Here is a 12,844-nt window from a genome sequence, read left to right as displayed (position 1 = left end):
ACTGAGGCCATTTGGTTCCCATTTCTGGCCCCGCATCCTGCCCGATCCCATGTTGTTAAATGACAAACAACAGGGCCCCATTGCGGGGGCGATCCGGCCCGATGCCGTTGGCCGTCATCCAGTGTAGTCACTCCCTCCCGCGGCGTCAGGGCGAAGCAATGCAGGGCAGGAGCCGGTTGGCCTACAGCGGAAAAAACGCCGCCCCTCCCGGCACGCCGGGAGGGGCGGCAGCCCTCTGGATCAGCCGAAGAACCAGTAGCCGCGGTTGACCAGCCGGGTCAGCAGTTGCAGGAAGCCCGCCTGATCGGCCAGTTCCACCAGGGCGTCCTGGGTGATGATGTCCTTGTCGCACAGGAGTGCGATGGCGGCCGGATCCTCGCTTGGCAGGGTCCAGGCTTCGCCGTCGATGTAGCAGGTGCGGCTCTCGCCGCTGAACCAGACGCTGCGCAACCCCGGCACCTTGATGGCGGGCTCCCCCTGGCTCAGCAGGTCGGCCACCTCGTCGGCGCTGTAGTCCGGCTCCACCGGATTGACGTCCAGATCGTGCTTGGCCTCGGAGATCATGGTGCCGAACCACTCCTTGAACAGGGTCTCGTCGTCGAGGGCCTGTTGCATCAGCTCCCGCAGGCGGTGCAGCTCATGGGGCTGGATCTCCCCGTGGCGGGCGCGGGGCTGGAGGTCCGGGTCGCCGTAACGTTCGGTGCGGATCTCGTTGTCGATCAGGTGATCGGCAAAGGAGGAGACAAGGGCCTTGGCGTCCGGTGCGCGGAAACCCACCGAGAAGTTCAGGGAGGGCTCGATGGCGTAGCCCTCGTGGGGGAATCCGGGCGGGATGTAGAGGATGTCGCCCGGCTCCATGATGACGTCGATGATCGCCTCGAACGGCTCGCAGTGCAGCAGGGCCGCGTGGGCGGCGAACTCGTTCAAGGGCTTGGCATCGCCGACCCGCCAGTGGCGCTTGCCCTGACCCTGGGTGATGAAGACATCGTAGTTGTCGATGTGGGGGCCGACACCGCCGTGAGGGGTGGAGAAGCTCACCATCACATCGTCAAAGCGCCAGCCCGGGATGAACTGGAACGGCACCGCCAGCTCGTGCACCTCGGGTACCCAGTGGTTGCACGCCTGCACCAACACGGTCCAGTTCTCTTCCCCCAGGTGATCGTAGGATTCGAAGGGGCCGTGGGCCGCCTCCCACTTGTTGTTGAAGCGGGTGACCAGGCGCGACTCGATCACCTCTTCCATGGCCAGACCTGCCAGCTCGTCCGGGCTGATGGGATCCTGAAAGTCGGTGAAACCGCCCTTGATGAGGAGCGGGCGCTTCTGCCAGTAGTGCTCGAGGAAGTGAGCGATATCCAGATTGAGTTGGTACATGGTGCTTCTCGTATCTTGTGAGAGGGCTTGCCCAAGGCGGGCTTGGGCAAGGGCTCTGAAATGGCCCGATAGAGGGTGATCATATCAAATGGGCCAAAATCAACGGGGGCCCTGCCGTCATGACAGAGCCCCCGCCGGTTCGGTTACATCACTTATTTCAGCAGATCGACCAGACGCTGGGCGTCGCCGATGTAGTTGGCCGGGGTCAGCTTCTTCAGCTCGACCTTGACCGCTTCCGGCAACTCCAGGGTGTCGATGAAGGTGCGCATCCCTTCGGCGTCGACGCGGCGACCACGGGTCAGCTCTTTGAGCTTCTCGTAGGGCTTCTCGATGCCGTAGCGGCGCATCACGGTCTGGATGGGTTCCGCCAGCACTTCCCAGTTGGCGTCCAGATCGGCGGCCATGGCGTCCGCGTTGGCTTCCAGCTTGGAGATGCCCTTGAGGGTCGCCTGATAGGCAATCAGGGAGTAACCCACCGCCACACCCAGGTTGCGCAGCACGGTCGAGTCGGTGAGATCACGCTGCCAGCGGGAGATGGGCAGTTTGCTCGCCAGGTGCTGGAACACGGCGTTGGCCAGACCCAGATTGCCTTCGGAGTTCTCGAAGTCGATGGGGTTGACCTTGTGGGGCATGGTGGAGGAGCCGATTTCGCCGGCGATGGTGCGCTGCTTGAAGTGACCCAGGGAGATGTAACCCCAGACGTCACGGTCAAAGTCGATCAGGATGGTGTTGAAGCGGGCCAGGGCGTCGAACAGCTCGGCGATATAGTCGTGGGGCTCGATCTGGGTGGTGTAGGGGTTCCAGGTCAGGCCGAGAGAGGTGACGAACTCCTCGGAGAACTGGTGCCAGTCCACATCCGGGTAGGCGCTGATGTGGGCGTTGTAGTTGCCCACGGCACCGTTGATCTTGCCCAGCAGCTCCACCGCCATGATTTGCTTGAGCTGGCGCTCCAGACGGTAGGCGACGTTGGCCATCTCCTTGCCCATGGTGCTCGGGGTCGCCGGCTGACCGTGGGTGCGTGACAGCAGCGGCATGTCGCGGTACTCGACGGCCAGGCGCTTGATCTCGCCGATGAGCTTTTCGCAATAAGGCTTGATCACCTCTTCCCGGGCGGTCTTCAGCATCAGGCCGTGGGAGTTGTTGTTGATGTCTTCCGAGGTGCAGGCGAAGTGAATGAATTCGCTGACGGCGGCCAGCTCCGGGTTCACTTCCACCTTCTCTTTCAGGAAGTACTCCACCGCTTTCACATCATGGTTGGTGGTGCGCTCTATCTGTTTGATGCGGGCGGCATCCTGCTCGTTGAAGTTGCTGACGATGCCGTCAAGCACGGCATTGGCTGCCTCGCTCAGGGCAGGGACTTCCGGGATCCCGGCGTGGCTGGCCAGTTTTTGCAACCAGCGCACCTCGACTTCGACGCGAAAACGCAGCAGACCGAATTCGGAGAAGATAGGGCGCAGGGCATCGGCCTTGTCGCCATAACGACCGTCAATCGGGGAAACGGCAGTCAGCGCGGACAGCTCCATGGGGTGAACTCCTGATGATTGGTGTGGGGGTTAAAATCGTTTGGCCAGTTCCACCATCTTCTTGCGGGCGAAGATGATCTGGGTACGGCTGCCGCCGAGCTGGCGCCACAGCACCACGGCGCGGATGCCTGCGAGCAGCAGGGCGCGCACCTTGTGCTGCACCAGGGGCTGCTGCAGGAAGAGCGGGGTGCCCGCCACCTGGATGCGCGGCCCGATGGGGCTGATAAGGTCGCTGTAGATGCTCGCCATGTTGGCCAGGATCTGCTCGTCGAGCAGATCGAAATGCTGTTGCTGGCGGCCGATCTGGCTGATCCGCTCCCCCAGCATGTTGAGGATGTCCTTGCGCTTGGCGAGCTTGCGCTCCAGCGCGATCAGGCTCACCACGTAGCGGGTCAGCTCGGCATTCTTCTGGCTGCCGTCGGCCCCCAGCTGTTCCACCAGGGCGCGATAGCCGTCGCGAATGGCCAGGTGGCTGCCGAACACTTCCAGCGGCTGCGTGGGGTTGGTGACCAGAATGCTTTGCAGGCTCTCGCGCAGGGAGGCTTCGTCGCAGGAGCCGTCACGGGCCACTTTCTGCACCAGATAGGCGGCCTGGCAGATGCCTGCGAAGGCCATGGTTCTGTCTTGGAATTTGTCGCTCATATCTTCACAGCCCTGTTCTGTTCTTTCACCGGCCGATGCCATTATCCGGCCTGGAATGTGTCGGCCATGTCTTCACAGCCCTGTTCTGTTCTTTCACCGGCCGATGCCATGATCCGGCCTAGAATGTGTCGGCCATGTCTTCACGGCCCTGTACTGTTCTTTCACCGGCCGATGCCATTATCCGGCCTGGACGTTGCCAATCATGTATCGCTGCCTGGTACTGTTTTTCTTTGTCCCCTCTCCCTCAGGGAGAGGGTCAGGGTGAGGGTGGTTACCCCCTCATCCCCAACCCTTCTCCCGCGAGGGGAGAAGGGAGTACAGCGCGGACGCTCGTGAGCGCCCAGCCCTTAGACCGGATGGCTGAAACGCTGTTCGATGATGCCGCCGCCCAGACACACTTCCCCGTCGTAGAAGACGGCGGACTGGCCCGGGGTCACCGCAGCCTGTTTCTCGTCGAAGATGACCCGGATGGTCTCATCGTCGATGGGCTGGATCAGGCAGGGGATGTCTTCCTGACGATAACGGGTCTTGACGGTGCAGCGGCGCGGCGCCCGAATGGGGGTGCGATCCACCCAGTGCAGCTGGCTCGCGACCAGGCCGTCGGAGTAGAGGCGGGGGTGTTCCCCTTGCGCCACCACGAGGGTGTTGCGCTCCACCTCTTTGTCCACCACGTACCAGGCCTCTTCGGTGGCATCTTTGCGACCGCCAATGCCAAGCCCCTTGCGCTGGCCCAGGGTGTGGTACATCAGCCCCTGATGCTCGCCGATGATCTTGCCGTCCACGGTTTCGATGGGACCGGGCTGGGCGGGCAGGAACTTGGCCAGGAAGTCCTTGAACTTGCGCTCACCGATGAAGCAGATGCCGGTGGAGTCTTTCTTCTTGGCGGTGATGAGATCCAGCTGCTCGGCGATGCGGCGCACCTCGGGTTTTTCCAGATCCCCGACCGGGAACAGGCTCTGACCCACCTGGGCTTCGCTCAGGGTATAGAGGAAGTAGCTCTGATCCTTGTTGGTATCCAGACCGCGCAGCAGGCGCGGGCGGCCGGTGCTGTCGTCACGGCGCACATAGTGGCCGGTGGCGATGTAGGTGGCCCCCAGCTCTTCGGCGGCGAATTCCAGGAACGCCTTGAACTTGATCTCCTTGTTGCACAGGATGTCCGGGTTCGGGGTGCGACCCGCCTTGTACTCTTCCAGGAAGTGCTCGAACACGTTGTCCCAGTATTCGGCGGAGAAGTTGATGGTGTGGAGTTTCATCCCCAGCTTGTCGCAGACGGCCTTGGCATCAGCCAAATCCTGGGCGGCAGAGCAGTACTCGTCCGTGTCGTCTTCTTCCCAGTTCTTCATGAACAAGCCTTCGACCTGATAGCCCTGCTGCTGGAGCAGGTAGGCCGAGACGGAAGAATCCACGCCGCCGGACATGCCGACGATCACCTTGATTTGGCTGTTGTCTGTCATTAGTCGAAGTTACCAGTTCGTTTAAACGGGGCGTATTCTACCAGAGTTTTGCGCCCCCGGTCACATCTCCCTGCCGCCGTTCTCCTTGGAAGCCCGGCGGCGGGAAATCGTTTTTCTTGTCTCGGCCCCATAGCGTCAAAAAGAGCGTCCAATGGCGCTTAGATGAAGGCCTTGAGTGCCGACAGCGGCAGGCGGGTGCCTGCCAGATAGTCCTGGATACACTGCCACACCAGGGGGCTTCGCAGGGCGGGCTTGCACTCGGCAATCTCCTCCAGGCTGAGCCAGTGACAGGCCAGTACGTCACCGTCGGGATCCTCTGGATGGTGCTGACCGGGCGACTTTTCAAGGTCGAAGATGACGGCGGTGCGCACAAAGGTGGCCTCGCTGTCCGCCGGTTTGAAGAGGTAGACCCCAAGCCAGCCGGTGGGCGCGGCGGTGAGTCCGGTCTCCTCCTTCAGCTCGCGGCAGGCCGCCTGGATGAGATCTTCTCCCGGCTCCACGTGGCCGGCGGGCTGGTTGAAGCGGCGCTGGCCCGCAATCTCCTCTTCCACCAGCAAGAAACGCCCCTGCCAGTGCACCAGAGCGGCCACGGTGAGGCGGGTGGGCAGCGGTGGGTGATCGCTCATAAGGACTCCTTGTCTTGTTGGCTGTGCCCCGGCAGGGGCGCTCGATGCAGATCCGCTGTCGCCTTCATTCAGAGGGCTTGGGGCGAGCCGGACGGCGGGCGGTGGTGCGCCCGCCGCTGCGATTGCCGGGGCGCGGGTCTGCCCCGCGGCGGTCCCGCCCCTGGGGTGGCTCCTGATCTGTTGGCCGAGCGGTGCGGGGGGCACTGCGGCCAGTGCCCCCCGCTGCGGCGGATGCCCGTGCTTTGCCTTGCGTGGCGGCTGGTCGTGGCGCGGGTGCCAGCTCGGGGGCGGGCAGGGCGCGGCTCTCTCCCGGCGCCAGCCCATCGAGGGTCCACTCCCCGATGGCGTAGCGGATGAGGCGCAAGGTGGGGTGGCCGATGTGGGCGGTCATGCGCCGCACCTGGCGGTTGCGCCCCTCCACGATTGTTATCTCGAGCCAGCAGGTGGGGATCTCTTTGCGCTCGCGAATGGGCGGATTGCGTGGCCACACCACAGGGTCATCCATGATGCGCGCCCCGGCGGGCAGGGTCATGCCGTCGTTGAGTTCCACACCGGCGCGAAGGGCGGCCAGTTTCTCCTCGCTCGGGATGCCTTCCACCTGCACCCAGTAGGTCTTGGGGGTCTTCTCTCCCGGCTGGGTGAGGCGTGCCTGCAACTTGCCGTCGTTGGTGAGCAGCAAGAGCCCTTCGCTGTCTCGATCCAGCCTGCCCGCGGCATAGATGCCGGGCTCTTTGATGTAATCCTTGAGGGTCTCGCGGCCCGCCTCGTCGGTGAACTGGCAGAGCACCATGTAAGGCTTGTTCAGGAGCAGCAGCTTGCGAGCCGCCGGGGCGGGGGCCGGTTTGCGCTCGTTGACGCTCCCTGGGTGCCGGGCCTCCCGGCGTTGGGATGGGCGCGCCGTGGTAGGCCCGCTGGCCGTGCGGCCTGCGTCAGGGCGGGCGGAGAGGGAGAGACGGGGGCGGGCTGATTTCATCGCATGCATACCAAAAACAGGGGATGGCGGAGTGTACCACAGGGGGCGGCCGTCAGGGGGAGGGCGGGGCTTCCCTCTCGGGTCAGGGGGAGGCGGTGTCCGGCGCCAGTGCGAGGGAGAGGCGCAGCATGTCCTTGTGCTGGATGCCGTGCTCCATCAGGGGCTCGGGATAGTGGATGAGGAAGTGATCCTTCACGACGGCATGGACGCGAAAGCCGTGGCGCTGGTAATAGGTGAGCTGGTGGCCGAAGCTGCCGGTACCGAGCTCGACGCGGCCTATCCCCTTCCCGGCCAGGTTCTCCAGCACGAAGCGCAGCAGGCCGGAGCCGATGCCCTGCTGCTGGCGGTTGGGGGCAACGGCGATGTTGAAGATCTCGGCGGTTTGCTCCCCCACCAGGCCCGCCACGCAGGCCCCCACGACCTCGTTGTCCGCCAGGGCGGCAAAGCCCCAGGCCCCGGGCAGGTAGGCGGCGATGCGCGACGCGGCGGGATCGGCCTCCAGCAGCAGGGCCAGCGGCAGGTGGGCGGGGTTCATCTCGACAAACGTCATCCTTGTTTCTCTCCCTGTTTGTGACGGCGCGCGCCGCGCAGCACGATGGCGGGCTTGACCGATGTGGTGGCCCGGACGGCGTTCCTCTCGCACGGCATCTCGCCCGGTGTGGATGCCACCAGCCGGATCAGGGTCTGCCACGGCTGCTTGCCGTGGGCACGCCCTTGCCCCTGTGTCCCGATGGGGTTCACCCGCGTCTCAGTGGGCGTCATGCCGGGGAACAGGGGGACTGGTCCCCGGGATCGGCGCCGGGCGGTTGAGCAGGAAGACCACCTCGCCACGGTAATGGGGGGAGGCGGCCAGTGTTGTCTGCCAGGCGGGATCCCACTCCCCATCCTGCACCAGCCCTACCTTGAACGGGATGGTCAGGTGCGCCATGGCGGGCAGATAGGCCTGATAGCCCGGCACCGTGCGCGTGCCCTGATAGGTCTGGATCACCAGCTCGTCCACGGGCAGGCGATTGAGCTCTGCCACGTCCCCCGTTTTCGCCCAGTCGAGCAGCCCCGTCACGCTGAGCTTGCACCCGGGAGGCAGGGCGCGCCGCAGTTGTTGCAGGGCGTTGCCATAGCGATCGAGCTGGCGGGTCGCCGCATCGAAGTCGATCTGGATGCCCGCCACCCTGGCCCCGGCCGCGCGCCACCCCTCGTAGAGGCGCACCAGCACCTGCTCGTGGGCGGGGGAGAGGGGGAGGGCGTTGACACGCACCACCAGCCAGACCTGCCCGGCCTTGAGGGGGGAGGGAACCCGCCCCAGCTTGACGAAGCGGGAGCCGCCGGGCCTGTCCAGGATCTCCCCCTGATGCAGATAGAGGGTGCTGGCCTGTTCCAGTACCGGCTGGTGGCGGGTGGCGGACCAGAGCCAGAAGGCGTCATAGGCGCTGGCATCGACACTGGCCTCAAGGGGGGTGGCCAGGGCCGTCAGCAGCAGCGCCAGAAGGGCGCGTTCAGGGGGGCTGCTCATGGCTCACCAGTAGTATTTGAGGGATCTGGCCCACACCGAGTTGCCATAGCGCTGCTTGAGGGTGTTGAACCAGGCCTGCCGGGTGCGTTTGGGGATCTCCTGGCTGTCGCAGCTGTTGTAGCCGGAGGGGGCATAGCACTGGATGGCGCGATAGAGGGCATAGCTCTTGTCTTCGGGCTCCGCCTTGGGGTTGGCCATCACGGCCTGATAGAGGGCGAGGCGGCTCGGGAACGTGGGACGCTCGTCTTGCGCCAGCCCCCAGATCATCTCGCGATCCTGCCACAGGTCGATATGGGGATCCCGGCTGCGCAGGTACTCCCCGAAGCAGTTGAGGGCATGACCATCGTCGGGGCGCTGCATCAGGGTGCCAAGGGTCTGGGCCAGATCCCGGCAGTGGTAGCCCTGGGGCGTCCCCTCTCCGCGCCACTGGAACGCCGAGAGGCGCACATCCCCGTTGGGCACGGGCTCACAGGGCGCGTCGGCGGGAGGGGTCGCTTCCTTGTAATCGGCGGGGACGAGGGCCACATCCTGCAAGAAGGTGGCCGGGTCGCTGGCGATGAGATCCCGCACCAGCAGGGTATGGAGCGCAATCTGCCGCTCCGCCGCGCTCGGGCCCTGACTGGCTTGCTGGCGCAACAGGGCGGGTTCGGCCTCCTGCTTGAGCACGGCCGCGCGGATGCGCAGCTGGGTGATGGGGCTGCCCGGCTGGAAGATGGCGGCCGTGTTGCCGGTGCGCACCCAGTGATCCGCCAGCACGTTCTCCACGAACGCCTGCTGGGCCTGACCCAGGGGGGAGGCCACCAGCGCCATCAGGGCCTGCTCGGCCTTGTCGAAGGCCTTCATGCCCTGCCAGGCCCAGATGCGCAGCATCTGGTGGCTGAATGCCAGGGTGGCGTCCTCCTGCCCGGGGGAGGGCAGGGCCAGCACCTGCTCGAACTGCTTGTCCAAAAAGAGGGCGTAGGCCTTGAGATAGGCCGCCTGCGCCTGGTGACCGGTTTTTTGCAGGTGCGCGATGGCGTCGTCCAGCTGGGCATCTTGCCAGTCCCGCGGCCGCTCATAGGTCGGTCTGAGACCCCGCAGGGCATTGACGAACAGCAGCGCCGGCTGGGCCGAGTCCTGATAGGCCGCCTGATGGCGATAGGCATCGCCACTGAGCAGGGTGAGATCGATCTCGTTGACCAGGGCCTCCAGCGCCGGCAAGGGCTGGCGGGTTGCCATGGCCTCGTCATAGGCATCCCGCAGGGCGCCGAGATCACCGGCCATCCACTGGATGCGTCTGAACAGTCCTCTGGTCGAGCTGGCGTAGCGCCCTTGCGGGTAGGCCGCCAGATAGGCCTGACCCTGGGCCATGGCGCGGCGAAGGGCCTCCTTGTCGCTCCTGGTCACGTCCTGATCGCCGTATTCGTCCTTCGCCTCCTTCATCGCGAGGTTGATCTCCGTGCGCATCACCATGTAGGTCGCGCTCTCGGCCACCCAGGGGGCCTTGGCCTGCTGCAAGGCGGCAAAGCCTGCGCGGGCCTCCTCGAAGCGGCTCTCGTAGAAGTGCCGGGCGGCCTGCAGATACCCCTGCCACTCCAGGGCAGCATCGCTCATTTCGGTAGCGGGGGCCGGGCTCTCCTGTTGTCCCAGGATCAGCAGACGGCTTCGCAGCAGCGACGTGCGCTCCGGGGCGGGCACCTCGCTCTGCTCGAGGGCGTCCAGAAACGCGCTGACCGAGGAGAGGGAGTTGGAGATGGCGTGGCCGTAGAGGGAGTCGTGGCCCGCGTAGTGCTCGAGCAGCGGGGGGAGGGACGGGTCGTAGGCGGCCAGCCGGCTGCCGAGCTGCTCGCGCAGCGCCGGGTCCTCCACCTCCTCCGGCTGGGGGAGGCGGGTGAGGTAGAACAGCGGCTGGCTGCGTTCGTTCAGCGGATCCGCCGGCAGGGTGAAGGGGAGGGGGTGATGCTGGGCATCCCCCAGCAGCATCAGCAGGTTGCCCCGGGTGTCGTTCTCGTTGAGATAGAGCGGATAGGTGGGGAGAGGGCAGTCGGTGAGCCAGAAGCCGCACCCGTCACCGTCACCGGAGGCGAGGGCGGGCAGTGCAACCAGCGTCATCGCCAGCACCGAGCAGTGGGTCAGAGATGTCATGGGATCGCTATCCGTTTGTGGGCCCGCGCCGTGCGTGACGCCCGGGCCGGGAAAGGGGGTTCGCAGTGGCGGGCAATAGTACGAAAGAGGGTCACAAACGACAACCCATTATGACCTGGTCGGCGCTCTCCCTGTCAGGACGCCTGCGCCATCTCCCTGCCCCGAGCATGTGCTCTTTGCTGCTTCGCGGGTGTCAGCATCTGTCATCGCCATACATCGCCATACAAAAAGGGCGAATGTGGATGTTTATATCGGGGGTTCTTCGGTGCGAAAGAGCGCCTTGCCGCAGGCGAGGCAGGTGTGGCGAAAGCGATGATCAGGCCAGCCGGTCTGGGGGTGGCCCAGCACCTTGTCGGAGCCGCAGGCGCAGCAGCGCGCCCCATGTTCATCGTCGATGGCGCATTCGGGATGCTGGTGCAGGTAGTCGGCGCGGGTGGGCAGGCGCAGCCAGTCGGGCTGGGCATGGCGCTGGTTCCAGAAATAGCACCCATAGAAGGTGCCTGCGGCGACGGGCAGGGCAAACCACCAGAAGAGATCCATGTCATGACTCCGACGAGAGGGGATGAGGGCGGCAACAACCCGCTCAGCAGGCGTGGTGCGGCTTCATTTTATCGGGGCGGGAGTGGGGCGGGATATGCCCGGATGGGTAACAAGCGAACCTGCTGGTGGTCGGGTTGGCAAGCCGCAGGGCCGGGATTGGGGATTATCTATCCATTAAAGAGATGGGTTGTGTCATAACCCATCGTATTTTTGGATGGAAAAGGGGGCCTTTCCGGTCGCAGAATCCGGAGAGCGGGGCGTTTTTGTGAAAAAAATGTGCATACATTCGTCATGCCGATCTCAAGGGTGTCATTGAGCGAGTGATAAATATCAAGGTATTGATATAAATGGCAAAAATGGTGTTTTTATCAGGCATTTTCAGGGTGAGTGATGGGGTTTCATAAGGAGCTTTAACCCATTTTCTAGATTGGTTTTTGCATAATCAATCGTTTATTTTGTTGGACAATTGGGGAAAACCTGGTGTCCAATCGGGTGAGCAGGTTGGCCAAACAGTGCCGTCAGCCAGTGTGTAACCCGAGATGTAAGGAGACATCCTGATGGAAAAACTTGACCAAAAAATCGACACCATGCGCCAGGAATTCGAGTCCCAGGGGCAAAAACAGGCCCAGGACAGATGGCAGGCCAGGGTCGATGAACTGCAACGGGAGCGCAGCGAAGCGCCCCAGCCGGAAGCGGCAGAACACTAGCCCCTGGCGGCCTTGTGGCCACCAAGTGAGCGCATAATGAAAAACCACCGCCCTGTTCGGGGCGGTGGTTTTTTTGCGCAGTGGCTAGAGGCGATAGAGGTTCTGGGCCGCATCGAACAGCTCCGCGCGCTCGCCGGTGCCGCCGTTGAAGACGGTGTGGAAGAAGCGCAGCACCTTCTCGTTGGTGAGGGCATCCCCTTCGAAGTAGGCGTGAGAGTCCCCCACATGGGGCTGATTGGTCACGTCCACGTAGGTGGCCGTTCTGGCGTCCAGCCGCCGGGTGTAGTGGCCGAGCCTCGCCTTTTGCTGCTCCCCCATCTTCATGCGCGATGCCATCAGGGCACCATCGCGCTCATTGATGGTGATGTAGAGGCGGTTGCGACACTGGATGCGATCGACCCACTGGGCGTGAAGCTCGTTGTTGGTGTCGGCGGCGGCCATGATGATGTTGTCGAACAGCAGCTGGTTGGCGTGGTAGGTCGTGCTGCTCAGCAGGTGCTTGAACAGGTAGTTGCCCATGCTGTGCAGCAGCAGGTTGATGGTGAAGGGGCAGCGCTTGTTCACCTCCTTGGCGAAGTAGCGATCCCAGGCCTCGCCGTTGTCGGCGAACTTCTTCTGGGCCTTCTCTTCCAGTTGCGTCACATACTGGCCGTTGAACTCGTCGAGCAGCCCCTTCATCTTCTCCAGCACCCGGTCAAGGGCACCGGCCGAGGCCAGGGCATCGCGCTTGTCGCTCTTGTAGCTCAGCACGCCCCGGGCGCCGCCGCCATTGGCGGGCCAGCTGAAGCAGAGCACCTCGACGCCGTACCGGGCCTCGAGCCCCGCGGCTCGCTCCAGCACGTCGTCAAGATCGTTGTTGAAGCCGTGTACGAACAGCAGCAGGTGTTTGCCGGTCTTGAGCTTCTGCTTGGCCGTGCTGCCGGTCCCGGCGCAGCGCTCCAGCAGCTTGCGCGCCACATAGGCGCTGGCCGGGTGGGGGAGGTCGGGGTCAAGGCCGACGCTGGCGGCCATCTCGGCGGTGATCTGATCCGGCAGCAGGTCCAGCTGCCACTGCTTGCCCTGACGCCGGGCCTCGGCGAGGCGCCGTTCGTTGGGGCCCTCTGCGGGTTTTTCGCCAAAGATCTCGCTGGGGGTCTTGCCCTGCTCGTTGACCATCCGGTTGGTGACGATAAACATGGTGTTCTCCTTGTTGTCGTGCTCTCTTCATGACCGGCCACGCCCCGGGCGCCCCGATCACTGGCAAAGAGCCTAGGCTGTGTTCTCAAAATGCTGGTTTTCTGTCCACACATAACTCGCGCAAGTAGCGAAGGCAGAAAGCCAGTTTGATAAAGGCTGCAAAACTCTTGGCTAGCTTTTCATATCTCGTTGAAAACC

Annotated in this window: 13 protein-coding genes and 1 pseudogene; 1 reads left to right on the top strand and 13 read right to left on the bottom strand. The window is 64.0% G+C overall.

The genetic code is table 11. The features are described from left to right. Positions 1–240 precede the first annotated feature (240 nt). The 11 genes from HKD46_RS16835 to HKD46_RS16785 form a co-directional block, all read right to left on the bottom strand. Positions 241–1,371, bottom strand: coding sequence for a cupin domain-containing protein (locus tag HKD46_RS16835; RefSeq protein WP_010673616.1), 1,131 nt, complete (start codon positions 1,369–1,371; stop codon positions 241–243). A 152-nt stretch (positions 1,372–1,523) separates the two neighbouring features. Continuing rightward, positions 1,524–2,894: an adenylosuccinate lyase gene (purB, locus tag HKD46_RS16830; protein WP_041214787.1), complete on the bottom strand. Its 1,371-nt coding sequence runs from the start codon at positions 2,892–2,894 to the stop codon at positions 1,524–1,526. A 30-nt stretch (positions 2,895–2,924) separates the two neighbouring features. Then, on the bottom strand, positions 2,925–3,536 hold the full coding sequence (hflD, locus tag HKD46_RS16825) for a high frequency lysogenization protein HflD (RefSeq protein WP_010673618.1): 612 nt from the start codon (positions 3,534–3,536) through the stop codon (positions 2,925–2,927). 347 nt (positions 3,537–3,883) lie between these two features. Next, entirely contained in the window at positions 3,884–4,990 is a 1,107-nt protein-coding gene (mnmA, locus tag HKD46_RS16820; RefSeq protein WP_161469545.1) for a tRNA 2-thiouridine(34) synthase MnmA, read from the bottom strand. A 158-nt stretch (positions 4,991–5,148) separates the two neighbouring features. Beyond that, the gene (locus HKD46_RS16815) at positions 5,149–5,616 is read right to left on the bottom strand and encodes an NUDIX hydrolase (protein ID WP_039039255.1); all 468 of its coding nucleotides are present in this window, start codon (positions 5,614–5,616) and stop codon (positions 5,149–5,151) included. Between the two features lie 64 nt (positions 5,617–5,680). Beyond that, entirely contained in the window at positions 5,681–6,598 is a 918-nt protein-coding gene (locus HKD46_RS16810; protein ID WP_161469546.1) for a pseudouridine synthase, read from the bottom strand. A gap of 73 nt (positions 6,599–6,671) precedes the next feature. Beyond that, the gene (locus tag HKD46_RS16805; protein WP_143237833.1) at positions 6,672–7,139 is read right to left on the bottom strand and encodes a GNAT family N-acetyltransferase; all 468 of its coding nucleotides are present in this window, start codon (positions 7,137–7,139) and stop codon (positions 6,672–6,674) included. Then, entirely contained in the window at positions 7,136–7,330 is a 195-nt protein-coding gene (locus HKD46_RS16800) for a hypothetical protein (protein ID WP_173418149.1), read from the bottom strand. Before HKD46_RS16800 ends, HKD46_RS16805 begins: the two co-directional genes overlap by 4 nt. Positions 7,331–7,337: 7 nt before the next feature. Beyond that, the gene (locus HKD46_RS16795) at positions 7,338–8,099 is read right to left on the bottom strand and encodes a DUF3142 domain-containing protein (RefSeq protein WP_113978181.1); all 762 of its coding nucleotides are present in this window, start codon (positions 8,097–8,099) and stop codon (positions 7,338–7,340) included. A gap of 3 nt (positions 8,100–8,102) precedes the next feature. Then, on the bottom strand, positions 8,103–10,223 hold the full coding sequence (locus tag HKD46_RS16790) for a hypothetical protein (RefSeq protein WP_171865696.1): 2,121 nt from the start codon (positions 10,221–10,223) through the stop codon (positions 8,103–8,105). A 246-nt stretch (positions 10,224–10,469) separates the two neighbouring features. Beyond that, positions 10,470–10,763, bottom strand: coding sequence for a hypothetical protein (locus HKD46_RS16785; RefSeq protein ID WP_039039249.1), 294 nt, complete (start codon positions 10,761–10,763; stop codon positions 10,470–10,472). 557 nt (positions 10,764–11,320) lie between these two features. Between HKD46_RS16785 and HKD46_RS16780 the strand changes: the two genes are divergently transcribed. Continuing rightward, complete coding sequence (locus tag HKD46_RS16780) at positions 11,321–11,470, top strand: hypothetical protein (RefSeq protein WP_010673628.1); 150 nt, start codon at positions 11,321–11,323, stop codon at positions 11,468–11,470. A gap of 84 nt (positions 11,471–11,554) precedes the next feature. Here the strand turns inward: HKD46_RS16780 and HKD46_RS16775 are convergent, their stop codons facing one another. Both HKD46_RS16775 and HKD46_RS16770 read right to left on the bottom strand, forming a co-directional pair. Further along, on the bottom strand, positions 11,555–12,646 hold the full coding sequence (locus HKD46_RS16775; protein WP_171865695.1) for an alpha/beta hydrolase: 1,092 nt from the start codon (positions 12,644–12,646) through the stop codon (positions 11,555–11,557). Between the two features lie 85 nt (positions 12,647–12,731). Then, positions 12,732–12,844: pseudogene (locus HKD46_RS16770) on the bottom strand (IS5/IS1182 family transposase); the annotation flags it as partial.

The organism is Aeromonas sp. TW 6 (assembly GCF_013168745.1).
Classification (GTDB): Bacteria; Pseudomonadota; Gammaproteobacteria; order Enterobacterales; family Aeromonadaceae; genus Aeromonas; species Aeromonas caviae.
This window is presented reverse-complemented; position numbering and strand designations above follow the sequence as displayed.

Coding starts and splice junctions, on each gene's coding strand:
- mnmA (WP_161469545.1), bottom strand. CDS start 4,990: ATGACAGACAACAGCCAAATCAAGGTGATCGTCGGCATGTCCGGCGGC.
- HKD46_RS16805 (WP_143237833.1), bottom strand. CDS start 7,139: ATGACGTTTGTCGAGATGAACCCCGCCCACCTGCCGCTGGCCCTGCTG.
- HKD46_RS16810 (WP_161469546.1), bottom strand. CDS start 6,598: ATGCATGCGATGAAATCAGCCCGCCCCCGTCTCTCCCTCTCCGCCCGC.
- HKD46_RS16775 (WP_171865695.1), bottom strand. CDS start 12,646: ATGTTTATCGTCACCAACCGGATGGTCAACGAGCAGGGCAAGACCCCC.
- HKD46_RS16795 (WP_113978181.1), bottom strand. CDS start 8,099: ATGAGCAGCCCCCCTGAACGCGCCCTTCTGGCGCTGCTGCTGACGGCC.
- HKD46_RS16815 (WP_039039255.1), bottom strand. CDS start 5,616: ATGAGCGATCACCCACCGCTGCCCACCCGCCTCACCGTGGCCGCTCTG.
- HKD46_RS16835 (WP_010673616.1), bottom strand. CDS start 1,371: ATGTACCAACTCAATCTGGATATCGCTCACTTCCTCGAGCACTACTGG.
- hflD (WP_010673618.1), bottom strand. CDS start 3,536: ATGAGCGACAAATTCCAAGACAGAACCATGGCCTTCGCAGGCATCTGC.
- HKD46_RS16785 (WP_039039249.1), bottom strand. CDS start 10,763: ATGGATCTCTTCTGGTGGTTTGCCCTGCCCGTCGCCGCAGGCACCTTC.
- purB (WP_041214787.1), bottom strand. CDS start 2,894: ATGGAGCTGTCCGCGCTGACTGCCGTTTCCCCGATTGACGGTCGTTAT.
- HKD46_RS16790 (WP_171865696.1), bottom strand. CDS start 10,223: ATGACATCTCTGACCCACTGCTCGGTGCTGGCGATGACGCTGGTTGCA.
- HKD46_RS16780 (WP_010673628.1), top strand. CDS start 11,321: ATGGAAAAACTTGACCAAAAAATCGACACCATGCGCCAGGAATTCGAG.